Origin of the sequence: Vibrio sp. 10N.222.55.C7, from assembly GCF_041473335.1 — a bacterium.
Taxonomy (GTDB): domain Bacteria; phylum Pseudomonadota; class Gammaproteobacteria; order Enterobacterales; family Vibrionaceae; genus Vibrio; species Vibrio crassostreae_C.
This window is the reverse complement of record NZ_JBFRSC010000008.1, coordinates 155,001-168,974: the sequence shown is the minus strand read 5'-3', so window position 1 is coordinate 168,974 and position 13,974 is coordinate 155,001. Positions and strand designations below refer to the sequence as shown.

Genomic DNA, 13,974 nt, shown 5'->3' with positions numbered 1-13,974 from the left:
CGATAGGGCATTTGGCCTTATCGCTCTTTTTGATTTTACTTAGCTAGCGAACAGAGACTAGATAACAGAAATGTTTCTGATCTTAGCCTGCATTGTATATTTAAACCGCGATTTCACCGCCGTCTTCTCGACGAATCACAACCGTAGATGCTCTTGGGCGGACTTTGCCTTGAGTTTGTGCGGTTGCATCTTCAGACGATGGCCAGTTTGCCGGGTGTTGAATGTTCACAAACAGTGACTTGAAATCTGGGCTGATGGTAAAGCCTGTTACTTCACATCCGTTTGGTCCCACAAAGAAACGCTTTAGCTGCGCTTGATTGTTTGCATCAATTACCGCGCTGTTGCCTTGGTCATCCGTTAATTGAGATGGAACCACTGCCAGCATTTGGTCATTGGTGTAGCCAGTGACTTCGTCTGCGCCATTATCTGTCTGAATCCATAAAATACCACGAGCATCAAACGCTAAGCCGTCAGGACTCGCGAACTGGTTCATGTCTGTTAGACCAGAGTGGTTAATAGACTTGTCTTCCACTGCTGGTGAACCAAATACGAAGATATCCCAATCGAACTCGCCTGCCGTTTTGCCTTCATCCCAACGGATAACATGACCGAACTTGTTGTCTACGCGAGGGTTTGCAGAGTTCGCTTCTTTACGCTTGTTGTTATTAGTCAGCGTTAGGTAAGCCGTACCTGTCATTGGGTCAACAGAGCACCATTCAGGGCGATCCATTGGCGTTGCACCAACAAGGTCGGCAGCGCCTGCTGTATTGATGATAAGCGCTGCTTGAGAGTCAAATGAATCACCTAGCTTACCGCCGTTTGTAGTCTTGCTGCCCAACGTTAGTGGTAGCCAAGTACCTGAACCATCATCGTTGAACTTAGCCACATACAGTGTGCCTTTGTCCATGTACTTATCACCTGCACTTAGGCGATTGCTCGGTTCTGCGTCACGCGGGTCCCAATTTGCTTCAGAAACGAATTTGTAAAGGTATTCAAAGCGAGAATCGTGACCAGAGTAGAATACGATTGGCTCGCCTTCGGTCAACTTACCAAACGTACAGCCTTCGTGACGGAAACAACCCAGTGCAGAACGTTTCTTAGCGCGAGAGTTTGCTGTGTATGGGTCGATTTCAACAATGTAGCCGTGACCGTGTGCTTCGTTACGGTAATCGTCCATTGCTGACTCACCTGTTGGTGTTACGTCAAAGCGAGCAAATTCGTCTAGGCGTTCTTGTTTGTCACCAGAAAGCGTGTCCCAACCGTAACGTGTTTTGTCGGTAGCGATACCAATACGTTCTTGCGCTGGTGTTGTCTCGCCTTTGTTAACGAAATAACCCGGCCAGTTTTCTTCACACGTTAGGTAAGTGCCCCATGGTGTGTAGCCATTACCACAGTTGTTCAACGTGCCACGAGCTTGGCTGCCTTCTTGTGAGAACTTGGTTTTGGTAAATTCACTGTGTGCAACAGGACCAGACAGATCCATTACGGTCGCGCCTGTGTAGCGGCGGTTCAGAGGATCGTTATCGACCATCACCCATTGGTTGCCTTCAAGTTTTACACGAACCACACTCACGCCGTGTGCGTTGATCTCTTTACGTACTTCATCAAGGCTAGGGCGGTTGCCTTCATCGTATGTAGGACCATTAGCGTGCAGTGCTTTTTGGTCGATGTATTCGTGATTAATCACCAACAAACCGTCGTTGCTGTTGCCATTAAGCGGGAAGAAGTGCATGCCGTCGTGGTGCATGCCCAGTGAGTTTGCTTGATCTTGTGCGTTGTTGGTTCCATCTTTTAACCAAGCATTGCCTTGCTTGTTAAGTGGAGTACCCCAAGGAACCAATACTTGTGCTGTATAGCCTTTTGGCACAACGACACTGTCTGTCAGTGAGCCTTTAACCGATTCGAATGCAAGTGTAGCAGTGCTTTTTTGCGGTGCGCTAGATGATGCTGTCGCCGCGTGCGCTGTGCTGTGGCCTGCTAAACCAAAAGCACCAAACGCCGTCATTGCACTGATGCCTAAACCGCCTTTGAGAACATTTCTTCTTGAAAGGTTCGCATCTAAAACTTCTTCGAAGGGTTTGTTTTTGCTCTTATTAAAACGAGTGCTATCAAATGTTTCCTTGCTCATCTTTACTGCTTCCTATTGGCTGATTTTATTATTCGTTATTCATGACTTACCCACCTACTAACTAATTGGTTAATAAGTTGGGTCAATGTGTGACTAATCGTGAAGCAGTTAAGTGACAGATTTTTATAGATTTGATTAAGGTTTTGTTTCTGTAGCACGATTTTTGCCATTAACACCCTTGTGTAATACAAAACTCTTGGGGATTGATGTGGAACTGTGTATAAATGCTTTATCAAACGAAAAGAGAGGCAGTTATGAAATTAGATAAAATCGAAAACAAAAATCGTCGCCTACGCAAAAAGCTATACCTAGGTGAATTCGCGATTCTGGGTTTTGAAGTAAGCTGCAAGACATCGATTACTGATTTTGATCAATACGATGTGTTCATTGATGAGTTCATTGATTTCATCGACAGCATCGGTCTGTGCTTTGGTGGCGGCGGCCTTGAGCTGTTTGAAGGTTTCTTATGCTCAATTGAGCGCTACCGTTCAGTAACAGAAGCAGAACAACTGCAAGTTGCTCAATGGCTTGAAGCTCGTGCTGAAGTAAGCAAAGTGGAAGTTAGCGAACTGATTGACGCAAACTACGCGTTCTAATTTGATGTTGTGTTGTTAGCTCGATTGAAAGGCCAAATACGGCTTAGGAAAGAGTAACAACAGTACGCTAGAATAAAGGCCGAATCGTTAAATCGATTCGGCCTTTTTGCGTTTTATTCGTTCCATTTCTATTCTTTATCTTCTTTTCTATCCCTTCTGACGTAAATGATAAATTGATATTTTTCGATTAAATATTAGTACTTTATCGCTATTTTTATTTGCAGTAATAAGTTTGGATAAACTTGTGAGAGTTTTATGAGAATTCAATGAAGTTGCTGATAGATTTGATCGTCATTCTTAGAGTCAACAACACCACAGTTCGTTCTGGCAAAGGTAACGGTATATCGCTGTTATTCGTTTTGTTGGCAACGATAGGACTCGATAAAGGATGGAATCAAAATGAATAAACGTACTCAAATCAGCTTAGTGATCAGCTCGGCTATGTTGGCCTTCGGAGCGGCTCAAGTTCAGGCTGCTGAGCTTGAAGTCACTGTCACTAATGCAACGAAAGGGATCTACTTTACGCCTATCTTAGCGGCGGCTCATGACTCAAGCTTGTTCATGTTTAGAACGGGTGAAACGGCTTCTTCGGAACTAGAGTCCATGGCCGAAGGTGGCGATATTTCAGGTTTATCTGGTGTCATTGCCAACGCGGGAGGCGTGGTGGTTGAGAACCCAGCGGCCGGCATCCTCAATCCAGGCGTCGCAACTACGTTTGATATCAGTACTGGTGATTTAGAGTACCTATCATTGGGTGCAATGTTGCTGCCGACAAACGACGGCTTTGTTGGTCTAGATAGCTGGAAGATCCCAACTCAAGCGGGCACCTACAAAGCGACTCTAAATGGTTATGACGCAGGCACAGAAGCGAATGATGAGCTGGCGGGCAGTATGCCGAACCCTCCATTCATTACCTTTGGCGTTGGTGGCACAGGTGTAGAAACGGCAGTATCAAACGCTAAGGTTCATATTCATCCAGGTAACATTGGTGATGGTGATGCGGCGGGCGGCATCAGTGACCTCGATAGCAGTAGCCATCGATGGTTAAACCCTGTTGCAACTATCACCATTGTTGTGAAGTAAGGGGGATGTATGAAAGCTAGAATTCTATTTATCGCTGCATCAGTAGCTGTGTTAGCGGGTTGTCCGGACGATGACGACGATTACTATCGCTATGATGTGAGTGTTACTAACCTCACCCACAATCAACCAATGTCACCACTCGCGGTGTTGACTCACAATACGAATTTTGATCTGTTTGAAGTTGGGCAAAGTGCCTCTGTCGATCTGGAATACTTGGCGGAAGGGGGTAGTAATGCACAATTGCTTGCGCTCAGTGACAGTGACGCCAATGTTTATCAAGGCATCTCAGGCAATGGACTGATTCTTTCAGGTGAGCAAGACACGGTGTCGATTCGTGTCGACCCAAATCAAGAAGGGTATATCTCAGTTGCTTCCATGTTGGTGAACACCAATGATGCGTTTGTCGGCGAATCCGGATTATCGCTCAAGTCATTAGCGGTGGGTGATACCTTTACCATGAACATGAATGTTTGGGATTCGGGAACTGAGCTGAACGATGAGCTTGCTGCAACCATTCCGGGACCAGCAGGCGGTGGTGAAGGTTTTAATACCACACGAGACGACACCGATATAGTGAGTTTTCACTCTGGCGTAATCAGCCAAGATGATGGCCTTACGACTTCTACTTTAAGTGCAAATCATCGTTTCCTTAACCCCGGTGCAAGAATCACCATTACTCGAACTCAGTAACAGGTTGAAAGCACGATGAAAGAATTCCTGCTCTGTTCCGGTCAATTGAAAGGTGGGCGGACTCAGAATAGAGCAGGGATCATGAATAGTGCTGCGGTAAATTTGATGGCAAACATATTGTTAGTCGAAGACGATGACGACTTGGCTGAGCTGGTGCAGATGCATCTCAAGTTCCAAGGACATGATGTTGTAAGGACCAACTTAATTGAAATGGCTCAAGCGCTATATCAGGGAAGCCAGTTTGATTTGATCGTGCTTGATCGAGGCTTACCTGACGGCGATGGTCTCGATTTTTGTCGATTGTTACGCCAGCAAGAAGACTGGACGCCTGTGCTAATGCTTACAGCAAGAGACACTGAGCTAGATAAGGTGTCGGGCTTAGAAGCTGGGGTTGATGACTATATTACCAAGCCTTTCAGCGTGCTCGAGTTTCAAGCTCGCGTGAGGAACGTATTGCGTCGCTTAAGTCACTCTGAAGCAACAGTGAAAGATTTGCAATCAATCGAATCTATAATGAGTTTTGGCGGGCTTACCATCCAACCTGAGCGTCATCAGGTTTCATTGAATAATCAAGATGTCCCACTGACAGCAACCGAGTTTACGTTACTTCACTTTTTAGCCACCCGACCGGGGCGCGTCTATAGCAAAGATGAGCTACTCAATCACGTTTGGAATACCGATCATTCTGGTTATCACCACACGGTGTGTAGCACGGTTAACCGCTTGAGAACAAAGTTGGCCATGCCGAATAGCGACGATGACTTCATCAAAACCGTTTGGGGTGTGGGCTATAAGTTCGAATCGAAAGTTTAGGCCTATGTGTCGCGTCCTAAGCTTAAGAGCCATCGAGGAAAGAACATGAGTTTCAAATCGCGTTTAGTGTTGTTTACCAGTTTGTGGTTTCTGCTCGTGAGTGTGGTGATTGCCTACACGTATCATTGGCAAAAAGAGACCATAGAACAAAGAACTAAGCAGAGCTTACACAAAGAGCTCGCGGTTCATATGCGCGATGATAACCCTCTGATGATAGGGACTGACTACAACCCCAAAGCCCTTAAATCCATATTTCATACCTTGATGTTGATTGGTCCCGATTTCGACATTTATTTTCTCGACAGCCAAGGAAATATCACGACGCACGCTGCGCCAGAAGGCACTGTGTTGGCAAGCCAGATAGACTTAGCACCCATTAGACAATTTTTAAATGACGAGCCTTATCCGATTCTTGGCGAAGACCCTATCAATCCTGATTCTCGTAAGGTGTTTTCCGTTGCTGCGATTGAAGAGTTGGGTTCAACAGTTGGGTATCTGTATGTGTTGATTGGCAGTAATCGCCATACCGTGATTGCTAATTCGCAAGTCGACACACCTTATATGGCGCTAGCAGGACTTATGCTGATCTCTATCTTAGGTTTTGCGATTGGGGCTTACCTGCTCGTGAAGCGCAGCCTCTTAAACCCTATCGAAGAAGTTACAAACAAGCTGCAACAACAAGCAGAGCAAGATTTTCGATTGGACCCGAACTTCATTCATCAAGTACCAGAATTGGTGCCGATTGCACGCTCGTATCAGTTGATGGCGAAGCACATTCAACAGCAATTTTTGCAACTTGAATATCAGTCGTCACATCGAAGACAAAGCTTATTACAGCTCAGTCATGATTTGAAAACGCCATTGTCGAGTGTATTGGGGTATCTAGAAACGTGGAGGATTCAAAACCCACATTCGGATCCACTCATAGATGTGGCATATCGCAATGGCAACAAGTTATCTGAACAGCTCCATTCGCTGTTAGATAGCGCCAAGAAAGATAACCCGGTACCCACATATCAATACGCTTCAATCGATTTCAATGGGCTGATGAGCGAATGCTTAGAAACGATACAAAGCAAATATCGCCATAAAAATGTTGAGTTGAACATTAATATGCCTATTGGAATCAAGGCTGTGGGTGACAGTGATCTGCTTGAGAGGTTGATTTTGAATCTGTTAGATAATGCATTGAGGCATAGCCCAAGTGGCACTGTGGTGTCGTTAGATGTTGGTTTTGAAGCGGATTCCAAACGGGTGAAGGTGGTGATTCATAATGAGGTTGAACTGGAAGCGCCGAATGGTTCTTTGGGAATAGGAACCAAGATCGCGCAGTCGATACTGATGTTACATCACAGCGTGCTAGAAACAACAAAGGCAGAGAACTCCTTTCAGCAAAGCTTTTATTTGCCTTCGGTATAGCTCTGTCTGCCTTCGTTTAGCTCGATGTATACTTACGTAGAACTAACGTTAAGCGTCTTTACTGTCTTCGTTGCCTTCGTTCACTTTCGCGTAGAAGTGAAGTAGCTCAGTTAATTCTTTAACCCAGCCAAACGCATCTTTAGGTGCGTTCTTTAAGATCTTTTCTACTTTCTCACAGTGCACTTCGATTGCGATTGCTTCTTCAAGGTTGAAAGAAATTGAGTAGAAGTGCCAAAGCAGTAGGCGAGTCATTCGCTCGATGTTCTGTTGCGAGTTATCCGACTCTGAGAAGGCTAGGTTTACTTCACCAAGCGCGATAGCTGTCATTCGAAGCATTGCGTCAAATTTCGCTGATTGCATGCGTTCTTCGCTGGTGACTTCTTCTTGCTCGAACGTAAACAATTCCGTCATTGCATCTTCAGGTACAAGGCGATGAATCATTCTTAAACTAAATTCTTCTAGTTCATGGCGAGGCATGGTGATTAAGCAATTTAAGGTGTAGTCGCGTTGCATGGTGTTCTCTTGGATCTGCAAAAAGGTCGGACAGTTTAATGGAGAAGCGAGTTTAGAAAAAGCAGATTTTAGATAAGCCTGCGTTGGCAGGCTTATCTGTGTACTACAAGCCCTAAAATCGATGCTTAGGGGAACTGTATTTAGGTTTGAACGCAGTATCAGGCCTTGCTATGGCTTGGCGGTTGGTACTGCATCGACTGGTCGTTTCTCATGAATATGTTGCTCGCGACCAAACTGCCGATGCAAATAGAACCAAGGGCGAGCCAAGTCATCGCATCAGGAATCTCGTTGAATAGTGGGATCGCCAACAAGGTCGCCACTGCGGGTGTTGCACTGCCAAAAGCGGCAGAGCGTTCAGCCCCTAAGGTATTAACCGCATAAAGGTAAGTGAACGCAGCGATTAAACCCGCCCCAACGCCTTGCACTGTTGAATGAACGGCAAGCTCCGTGAAGGGCCAATTAGCGATTGGTGTGTCCATTAGGTGGCTTGGGAGGGTTCCAGTCAGGATTAGGACGAGTAAAAGCAAAGTAGAACAGAGAGAAATAAAACCGGCACTGACTAACGCATTAAGATTAGCGACACGGGCTGAGATGGTGAACATCGCCCACATTAAGCTTCCGCATAAAAACAACAAATGACCTTTGGTGTATTCGAAGTTGAAGCTGCTTAAGCTACTCCCTAAAAACAACAGTATGCCGAGCAAAACCAAACCTAAACCAACAACACGATGTCGGCTGAGTGGCTGCTTAAAAAAGAGTACCGCAATTCCTGTAACGAACAGAGGAAGCGTGCCCGGAACAAGAGCACTGCCATGAGATACCGGAACAAACTGCATGGCCGTTCCGGCAACAAGCAGATAAGGTAATCCGCTACCTACGAACATACCCGTTAGATACCGTTTAGGGACGACGGCAATTGCGCTGCGTGCTTTCCACATCAAAGGCAATAACACCAAAGCCGGTATGAGAAATCTTGTGAGAGCGATATCGGCAGGTGTTAAATCTGAATTTGCGCCGCCTTTAAGAGAAAGAAAAAAGCTCGCCCAAATGAGTAGGGTGACAGTAATAGATAAGTAGCCAAGATTCATAATATAGAAGGAGAGTGGGTGATGACTCATTATGGAACAGTTGGTGTGCCACAGGTTGGCAAGTTTTGGCTAAACTTGAACTATCGTTGATGATTTCTGCTAATATTCACCAAATAATTAACGGATTTAACTAATGTTTGGCATTTACTATGGATAGAATTGATAGGCATCTTCTCGAACTGCTACAAAAAGATGGCAGGTTAACCACGGCTGAACTTGCTGATGAAGTGGGTTTATCACCTTCGCCTTGTGCAAGACGAGTCAAAAGGCTAGAAGAAAAGGGCATTATTGACGGTTATCGTGTGAGCTTGTCACGAGAACAAGTCGGCATCGCAATGAGTGTGTTTGTTGAGGTGAGCCTAAACAACCACCAAGAAGTGTCGATAGATAAGTTTGAGGCGGCTGTTGTAGAGATGGAAGAGGTGATCAGTTGCCACGTTGTATCTGGGGCTTATGACTATTTGCTAGAAGTGGTTAGCCCGAACTTGATGGCCTACGAGGCATTTACAAGAAAACTTCAAAGGCTCTCTAACGTGAAAGATATTCATACCCACCTTGCGATAAGACAAGTAAAAGGCAATGCACCACTGCCAATTTATACCGATTAAGCCAAACTCTGAGCAGTAACACGAAGGCAGAATGAGCTGAAAACGAAATGGTTTACTCCTGAAGTAGAAGCGCGGTCAATATCAAAAATCATCCATTAAGTGTCAGGCTTCAGGCAATAAAAAACGGAGCACCTCGTGAAAGGTACTCCGTATATGATAGGTGCAAAACTTAGTGATACTTAAAGTTAGAGATTGAACAATCCCCAGTTTGTGCATTAATTCTGAATGAAAAAGCATGTGAATGATAATCCACGCCGTCATTCCAAATTGTCTCTCCAAATATCTTACATAGCTCTAGCTCACTTACTGAACCGAACTCTTCCATGTGTTTAGCTACAGATAAAAGTTTACCTCTTATCTCTGCAGTCCATTCCGTGTTACTCAAGCAGTTGAAAGCCATAGTCTTTTGCATATTACCTAGCCAAAATGTTTCTTGTTATTAAGTTATATGAAGATTCATGATAACAATTTTCTGGCGTTTGTAAATCTATTTTGTGATGAATATCTCACATACTCGCTTGCATTGGTCGGAAATTGAACTTCATTGTTGATAGATAGCACATTACTTTTACAACCTATTGATAAAGCTTTGATTAACGAGTTCTTAGAATATTATGAATGGGATTGAGCATATTTATCGGAAAAGTCCAGTCGAACGAGTGAGAGAATCTAATGGTGATTTCAGTTTGATGCATCGTTTGCTGGTTGGTTTATGTGGCGCGCTTCATCAATCATCGTCGCTTCTCTGCGGTATTTTGAAGACAGCTGACGGAATTTTTCACTGAGTGTATGGAGATCTCGGGAGAGTGATTGTGAGCTTTGTACGTGCACCTTTGCGCTTTCTGCCTGGCGCGGGAGTCTTGCTTTGGTGCAGTGTTTGGCGACGGCTTGCCATGAATACGCTAGAGAGTCAGCGCCTTCAAGTTCACTAGACACAACATACGCCTGTTGTAGCAAAACCTCGGAGACGTCATACGCGGTATTCATATGACTATTGAGCTGCACATTAAACCTTTCTTCATACTTTGCCCAAAGCTCAATGATCTGCTTTTCATTAAAGTGTTTAGATAACAATGTCTGTGACTCATAGGTTGAAAGAACTTGGTTGAACTCTTTGGTGTACTGATTATAGCGACCTTCAAAAGAGAGCTGACGATCCAACAGTGTTTGCCAGTTTTCACGGTCACAATGATTCGCTAGAGCGACATTGGCACTAAAAGTTGCGCTTACAATGATAACTTTCCCCCAAAAACTCATGACTTTCCTCTACTTACCGTGCGCTCTATTGAGAGTATAGATGAGCAGCAGCATGAGTTGATGTACACTTGAGACATACCTATAACGGAAGAGCTGGTGGATTTGATGAAAAAAGCGCTGATCGCTTTACTTGTGTTGTTGATATTGGGCGGAGGGGGAGGAGCGGCATACTACTTCTTGGTCATGAATAAAGACCCAATCCCACAAGAGAAAACGGAAGAGCCGGCGTTAGAAGCTACCGAGCAATCTGAATCTGAGCTTGTACCCATCATGGATCTTCAGCCTGAACCCGAGCAGACGGAATTTTACGTTTTGGAGAGAAAGCTTGAAGTGGTCGAGCAACCTGAAATTGATGGCTTGATAACAGATTACCTCTATAAAGGGGAAAAGGTGGTGGTACTCGAGAAACAAGGCGAATGGGCACGTATCTCAGACTATATAGTCCTTAAAGAAGGCGGCCCACAGACGGCGGAATGGGTCTCTATGTCAGGCTTATCGAATGATGAAGTCATTATTTCGGAAAAAGAAAGCAAAGAGATATTGGATTCCTATTTGGTTAAGTCTGATGACCTCAAGATCCATCAAGAAAAATTCCGTAATTCGGTGGCTAAACTGATCTCTGAGGGGGAGTGTGCCCCAAGTGATTTTGAAGAATTAGGCGGATGGGTGAAATCTGTTAAGTACAGCAATCGAGATGTCTATTTTATTTATTGTGGTGGGTTGTCCCTTGAAAACAAAATTTATCTTGATGTAAATACAAATGAAATATTTACGAAGTAAGATCCCACGCTCAATTTATTAATGCTATTTACTTAAGCCCACTCATAGATTGAGTGGGCTTTTTTGTTTATTCATAATGCTCATCTTCCCCATTTAGAACGTTAATTATATTGAAGCTCATATAGAATCATTAGGAACCATTTGTTAATTTCTAATAAGAGTTTTGTTATTATTCTCGTGATCAATCATTTCAAATTCCCACATTGCATTATTCTTGAAACAAGCTGGGAGATATAGATTTATCTCGTATTAACAAAGGCTTATCTGCTTGTTGATAAAAGTAAAATTAAATAAACCTTATTAATATCAGAGCTTTGCGTTAATTTACATGTTCGTAACATTTCATTAATTTTGGGATGCAAGTCTAGTTTTTAATCATAATACGAAAATATTTTATATTTGTAATAATACTTTTTGATTTTGAGTTGTAGGGTTTAATTAAAGCAAAACGTAAAGTTTAATTATCAGCTAAGACATTATCTTATTAACATCATTGTTATTTAATTGCTTGTAAGGGATGGAACCATTAATGAAAAAGCTTGCTTTAATTACAGGGTCAAAAGGCGGTATCGGCTCAGCAATTTCCTCTAAATTAGTTGCAGACGGCTATCGTGTTATCGCGACTTATTTTACTGGAAATTACCAATGTGCCTTGGATTGGTTTAACGAAAAACAATTCACCGAAGATCAAGTGAGATTGTTTGAATTAGATGTTACCAATACTGCGGAATGTGCGCTGAGCTTAAGCAAGTTGTTAGAAGAAGAAGGCACGGTGGATGTACTAGTCAATAACGCAGGTATTACACGTGATAGCGTCTTTAAAAAGATGGATGCCGAAGCGTGGAAAGACGTGATTGAAACAAACCTAAACAGTCTGTTCAACGTGACTCAACCTTTGTTCGCTCCTATGTGTGAGAAAGGTAACTGCCGTGTCATCAACATCTCTTCCGTCAATGGTCTTAAAGGTCAATTTGGACAGACTAACTACTCAGCAGCGAAAGCTGGAATGATTGGTTTTTCTAAAGCTTTGGCTGCAGAAGGCGCTCGTAGCGGCGTAACCGTGAACGTGATTGCCCCTGGCTACACAGCAACTCCTATGGTTGAGCAAATGAAGCCTGAAGTACTGGATTCAATCAAGAACCAAATTCCGATGAAACGCTTAGCAACACCTGTTGAAATTGCAGACGCAGTGGGCTTTTTAGCGAGTGAATCTGGCGCGTACATTACAGGCGAAACATTGTCTGTGAATGGCGGCTTGTACATGCAGTAATTGGCGAAACTGAAGGGGTTGGAATGATGGAAAAAGTATTTATTGTTGCGGCTAAGCGCACTCCTATTGGTGCATTTACCGGGTCGCTAAAAAACGTATCTGCGGGTGAACTGGCTGGCGTTGCGATCAAAGGTGCACTTGAGTCTGTCGATCTTTCGTTAGATGCGATTGATGAAGTAATCGTCGGCAACGTGATTTCGGCAGGTCAAGGCATGGGGGTTGCTCGTCAGGCTTCCATCTATGCAGGGCTTCCTGAGGAAACACCAGCATACGGCGTGAACATGATTTGCGGCAGCGGAATGAAATCAGTGATGGACGCAGCGGCGCACATCAAAGCACAAGATGCTGAAGTGGTTATTGCTGCTGGCGTTGAAGTGATGTCACAAATTCCTTTTGTGGTACCAGCGAGCGTTCGTAATGGTCACAAAATGGGTGACATCTCAATGAAAGACTTACTGGTTGGTGATGGCTTAACCGATGCGTTTAATCATTACCACATGGGCATGACCGCTGAAAATATCGCGAACACGTTGAATATTTCGCGCCTAGCTCAAGATAACTATGCCTTAGAAAGCCAACAAAAAGCCGTTGCTGCGATTGAGGCGGGTAAGTTTAACGAGCAAATCGTGCCTGTAGAAGTTAAGCAGCGCAGACAAACCGTCACTTTTGATACCGATGAGTATCCGAAGTCAGACGCGACATTCGAAGGTCTGCAAAAGCTTCGTCCAGCTTTTGACCGTGAAGGGTCTGTTACGGCAGGTAACGCTTCGGGCATCAATGATGGCGCGAGTGCAATCATCTTAGCCTCAGAGAGTGCAGTAGCGAAATACGGACTGACACCACTGGTAGAGCTAACGAGCTACGCACAGTCTGGATTAGATCCAAAGATTATGGGTTTAGGCCCAGTAGAAGCCGTTTCTAAAACGCTTGATAAGGCGAATCTCACTCTAGAAGAAGTAGATTTGTTTGAATTGAATGAAGCGTTTGCAGCACAAGCTCTTGGCGTAATGTACCAATTGTCAGAGCAGCATGACTTACCGCTTGATGAGTTCAAGCCAAAGGTCAATGTGAATGGTGGTGGAATCGCGCTTGGCCATCCTTTAGGTGCTTCAGGCAATCGAATTATTGTTTCACTCATCCATGAAATGCTTGAACAGAAAACGACTTATGGCGTTGCTTCACTCTGTGTGGGTGGGGGAATGGGAACCGCTGTTTTGCTAAAAGGTATTGAAGGTTAGAGCCTGATATATCGGTAGCAAGCTTAAATATCGGATCAGCTTTTCAAAGCATCGCGAGTTAATCGATGAGCGTTGGCTGAAACGATAGTGACACAAATTTATTAAACTATGTATTCATCAGGAGTTACTTATGTACACGGATATTTTCAAAACAATTACTGACCAAACTGAAAAGCAATTTGAACCGTACTTAAAGTTCAACAAGTTGGTTGCAAAGAACGTCCAAACGATGACAGAACTGCAAATGAATGCAATGCAGACTTACACGAACATGGGTCTTGCGCAAATGAAAGCAGTGACTGAAATCAAAGACGTGACTAGCCTAACGGCGTTCAACAGCCAGCAACTAGCAGCGCTAACTCAATTGTCTCAACAGATGATGAGTGATAGCTCAAAAATGCAAGCTGCTGCAAAAGAGTTCAAAGAAGATGTTGAAACACTAACAACTGAAAACTTGAAAACAGTTACACCTGCATAAATAAAATCGCCAT

16 protein-coding genes are annotated in these 13,974 nt (G+C 44.0%); 11 read left to right on the top strand and 5 right to left on the bottom strand.

The window, feature by feature from the left end; all coding sequences use genetic code 11:
• Positions 1-100 precede the first annotated feature (100 nt).
• Entirely contained in the window at positions 101-2,128 is a 2,028-nt protein-coding gene (locus tag AB4482_RS03425; RefSeq protein WP_372180553.1) for a PhoX family phosphatase, read from the bottom strand.
• A gap of 254 nt (positions 2,129-2,382) precedes the next feature.
• Between AB4482_RS03425 and AB4482_RS03420 the strand changes: the two genes are divergently transcribed.
• The 6 genes from AB4482_RS03420 (at position 2,383) to AB4482_RS03395 (ending at position 6,729) form a co-directional block, all read left to right on the top strand.
• A complete protein-coding gene (locus AB4482_RS03420) occupies positions 2,383-2,724 on the top strand; it encodes a YggL family protein (protein ID WP_017062629.1) in 342 nt (113 codons plus the stop codon).
• 266 nt (positions 2,725-2,990) lie between these two features.
• Positions 2,991-3,131 (top strand): hypothetical protein, encoded by a 141-nt coding sequence (locus AB4482_RS03415; protein ID WP_017067451.1) that lies wholly within the window; start codon positions 2,991-2,993, stop codon positions 3,129-3,131.
• Complete coding sequence (locus AB4482_RS03410) at positions 3,124-3,807, top strand: spondin domain-containing protein (RefSeq protein WP_372112853.1); 684 nt, start codon at positions 3,124-3,126, stop codon at positions 3,805-3,807. The genes AB4482_RS03415 and AB4482_RS03410 overlap by 8 nt, the downstream gene beginning before the upstream one ends.
• Positions 3,808-3,816: 9 nt before the next feature.
• Complete coding sequence (locus tag AB4482_RS03405) at positions 3,817-4,497, top strand: spondin domain-containing protein (RefSeq protein ID WP_372112852.1); 681 nt, start codon at positions 3,817-3,819, stop codon at positions 4,495-4,497.
• Positions 4,498-4,578: 81 nt separating this feature from the next.
• On the top strand, positions 4,579-5,310 hold the full coding sequence (locus AB4482_RS03400; protein WP_372112850.1) for a response regulator transcription factor: 732 nt from the start codon (positions 4,579-4,581) through the stop codon (positions 5,308-5,310).
• 45 nt (positions 5,311-5,355) lie between these two features.
• The gene (locus tag AB4482_RS03395; RefSeq protein ID WP_372112848.1) at positions 5,356-6,729 is read left to right on the top strand and encodes a sensor histidine kinase; all 1,374 of its coding nucleotides are present in this window, start codon (positions 5,356-5,358) and stop codon (positions 6,727-6,729) included.
• Between the two features lie 48 nt (positions 6,730-6,777).
• Here AB4482_RS03395 and AB4482_RS03390 read toward each other — a convergent pair whose 3' ends face one another.
• A complete protein-coding gene (locus AB4482_RS03390; RefSeq protein WP_017062624.1) occupies positions 6,778-7,242 on the bottom strand; it encodes a hypothetical protein in 465 nt (154 codons plus the stop codon).
• A gap of 158 nt (positions 7,243-7,400) precedes the next feature.
• A complete protein-coding gene (locus tag AB4482_RS03385; RefSeq protein WP_017064490.1) occupies positions 7,401-8,330 on the bottom strand; it encodes a DMT family transporter in 930 nt (309 codons plus the stop codon).
• A gap of 149 nt (positions 8,331-8,479) precedes the next feature.
• On the opposite strand from AB4482_RS03385, the gene AB4482_RS03380 reads away from it, so the two are divergent.
• Complete coding sequence (locus AB4482_RS03380; RefSeq protein ID WP_017062622.1) at positions 8,480-8,938, top strand: Lrp/AsnC family transcriptional regulator; 459 nt, start codon at positions 8,480-8,482, stop codon at positions 8,936-8,938.
• 169 nt (positions 8,939-9,107) lie between these two features.
• Here AB4482_RS03380 and AB4482_RS03375 read toward each other — a convergent pair whose 3' ends face one another.
• Together AB4482_RS03375 and AB4482_RS03370 are read right to left on the bottom strand one after the other, a co-directional pair.
• Entirely contained in the window at positions 9,108-9,350 is a 243-nt protein-coding gene (locus tag AB4482_RS03375; RefSeq protein ID WP_017062621.1) for a hypothetical protein, read from the bottom strand.
• A gap of 269 nt (positions 9,351-9,619) precedes the next feature.
• A complete protein-coding gene (locus AB4482_RS03370; RefSeq protein ID WP_136979883.1) occupies positions 9,620-10,195 on the bottom strand; it encodes a hypothetical protein in 576 nt (191 codons plus the stop codon).
• 96 nt (positions 10,196-10,291) lie between these two features.
• On the opposite strand from AB4482_RS03370, the gene AB4482_RS03365 reads away from it, so the two are divergent.
• From AB4482_RS03365 to AB4482_RS03350, 4 genes are all read left to right on the top strand, one after another.
• Positions 10,292-10,975 carry an SH3 domain-containing protein gene (locus tag AB4482_RS03365; protein ID WP_017064492.1) on the top strand — a complete coding sequence of 228 codons (684 nt, stop codon included), beginning with the start codon at positions 10,292-10,294 and terminating at the stop codon, positions 10,973-10,975.
• Between the two features lie 529 nt (positions 10,976-11,504).
• On the top strand, positions 11,505-12,245 hold the full coding sequence (locus AB4482_RS03360; protein ID WP_017062618.1) for an SDR family oxidoreductase: 741 nt from the start codon (positions 11,505-11,507) through the stop codon (positions 12,243-12,245).
• A gap of 26 nt (positions 12,246-12,271) precedes the next feature.
• Complete coding sequence (locus tag AB4482_RS03355) at positions 12,272-13,483, top strand: acetyl-CoA C-acetyltransferase (protein ID WP_372180569.1); 1,212 nt, start codon at positions 12,272-12,274, stop codon at positions 13,481-13,483.
• Between the two features lie 130 nt (positions 13,484-13,613).
• Positions 13,614-13,961, top strand: a complete 348-nt coding sequence (locus AB4482_RS03350) for a phasin family protein (RefSeq protein WP_017062616.1) — start codon at positions 13,614-13,616, stop codon at positions 13,959-13,961.
• Positions 13,962-13,974 lie beyond the last annotated feature (13 nt).

What these genes read in the sequence shown, in the direction of transcription:
- AB4482_RS03360 (WP_017062618.1), top strand. Translation starts at nt 11,505, where the DNA reads ATGAAAAAGCTTGCTTTAATTACAGGGTCAAAAGGCGGTATCGGCTCA.
- AB4482_RS03395 (WP_372112848.1), top strand. Translation starts at nt 5,356, where the DNA reads ATGAGTTTCAAATCGCGTTTAGTGTTGTTTACCAGTTTGTGGTTTCTG.
- AB4482_RS03405 (WP_372112852.1), top strand. Translation starts at nt 3,817, where the DNA reads ATGAAAGCTAGAATTCTATTTATCGCTGCATCAGTAGCTGTGTTAGCG.
- AB4482_RS03355 (WP_372180569.1), top strand. Translation starts at nt 12,272, where the DNA reads ATGGAAAAAGTATTTATTGTTGCGGCTAAGCGCACTCCTATTGGTGCA.
- AB4482_RS03420 (WP_017062629.1), top strand. Translation starts at nt 2,383, where the DNA reads ATGAAATTAGATAAAATCGAAAACAAAAATCGTCGCCTACGCAAAAAG.
- AB4482_RS03410 (WP_372112853.1), top strand. Translation starts at nt 3,124, where the DNA reads ATGAATAAACGTACTCAAATCAGCTTAGTGATCAGCTCGGCTATGTTG.
- AB4482_RS03375 (WP_017062621.1), bottom strand. Translation starts at nt 9,350, where the DNA reads ATGCAAAAGACTATGGCTTTCAACTGCTTGAGTAACACGGAATGGACT.
- AB4482_RS03400 (WP_372112850.1), top strand. Translation starts at nt 4,579, where the DNA reads ATGAATAGTGCTGCGGTAAATTTGATGGCAAACATATTGTTAGTCGAA.
- AB4482_RS03415 (WP_017067451.1), top strand. Translation starts at nt 2,991, where the DNA reads ATGAAGTTGCTGATAGATTTGATCGTCATTCTTAGAGTCAACAACACC.
- AB4482_RS03390 (WP_017062624.1), bottom strand. Translation starts at nt 7,242, where the DNA reads ATGCAACGCGACTACACCTTAAATTGCTTAATCACCATGCCTCGCCAT.
- AB4482_RS03425 (WP_372180553.1), bottom strand. Translation starts at nt 2,128, where the DNA reads ATGAGCAAGGAAACATTTGATAGCACTCGTTTTAATAAGAGCAAAAAC.
- AB4482_RS03380 (WP_017062622.1), top strand. Translation starts at nt 8,480, where the DNA reads ATGGATAGAATTGATAGGCATCTTCTCGAACTGCTACAAAAAGATGGC.
- AB4482_RS03385 (WP_017064490.1), bottom strand. Translation starts at nt 8,330, where the DNA reads ATGAATCTTGGCTACTTATCTATTACTGTCACCCTACTCATTTGGGCG.
- AB4482_RS03370 (WP_136979883.1), bottom strand. Translation starts at nt 10,195, where the DNA reads ATGAGTTTTTGGGGGAAAGTTATCATTGTAAGCGCAACTTTTAGTGCC.
- AB4482_RS03350 (WP_017062616.1), top strand. Translation starts at nt 13,614, where the DNA reads ATGTACACGGATATTTTCAAAACAATTACTGACCAAACTGAAAAGCAA.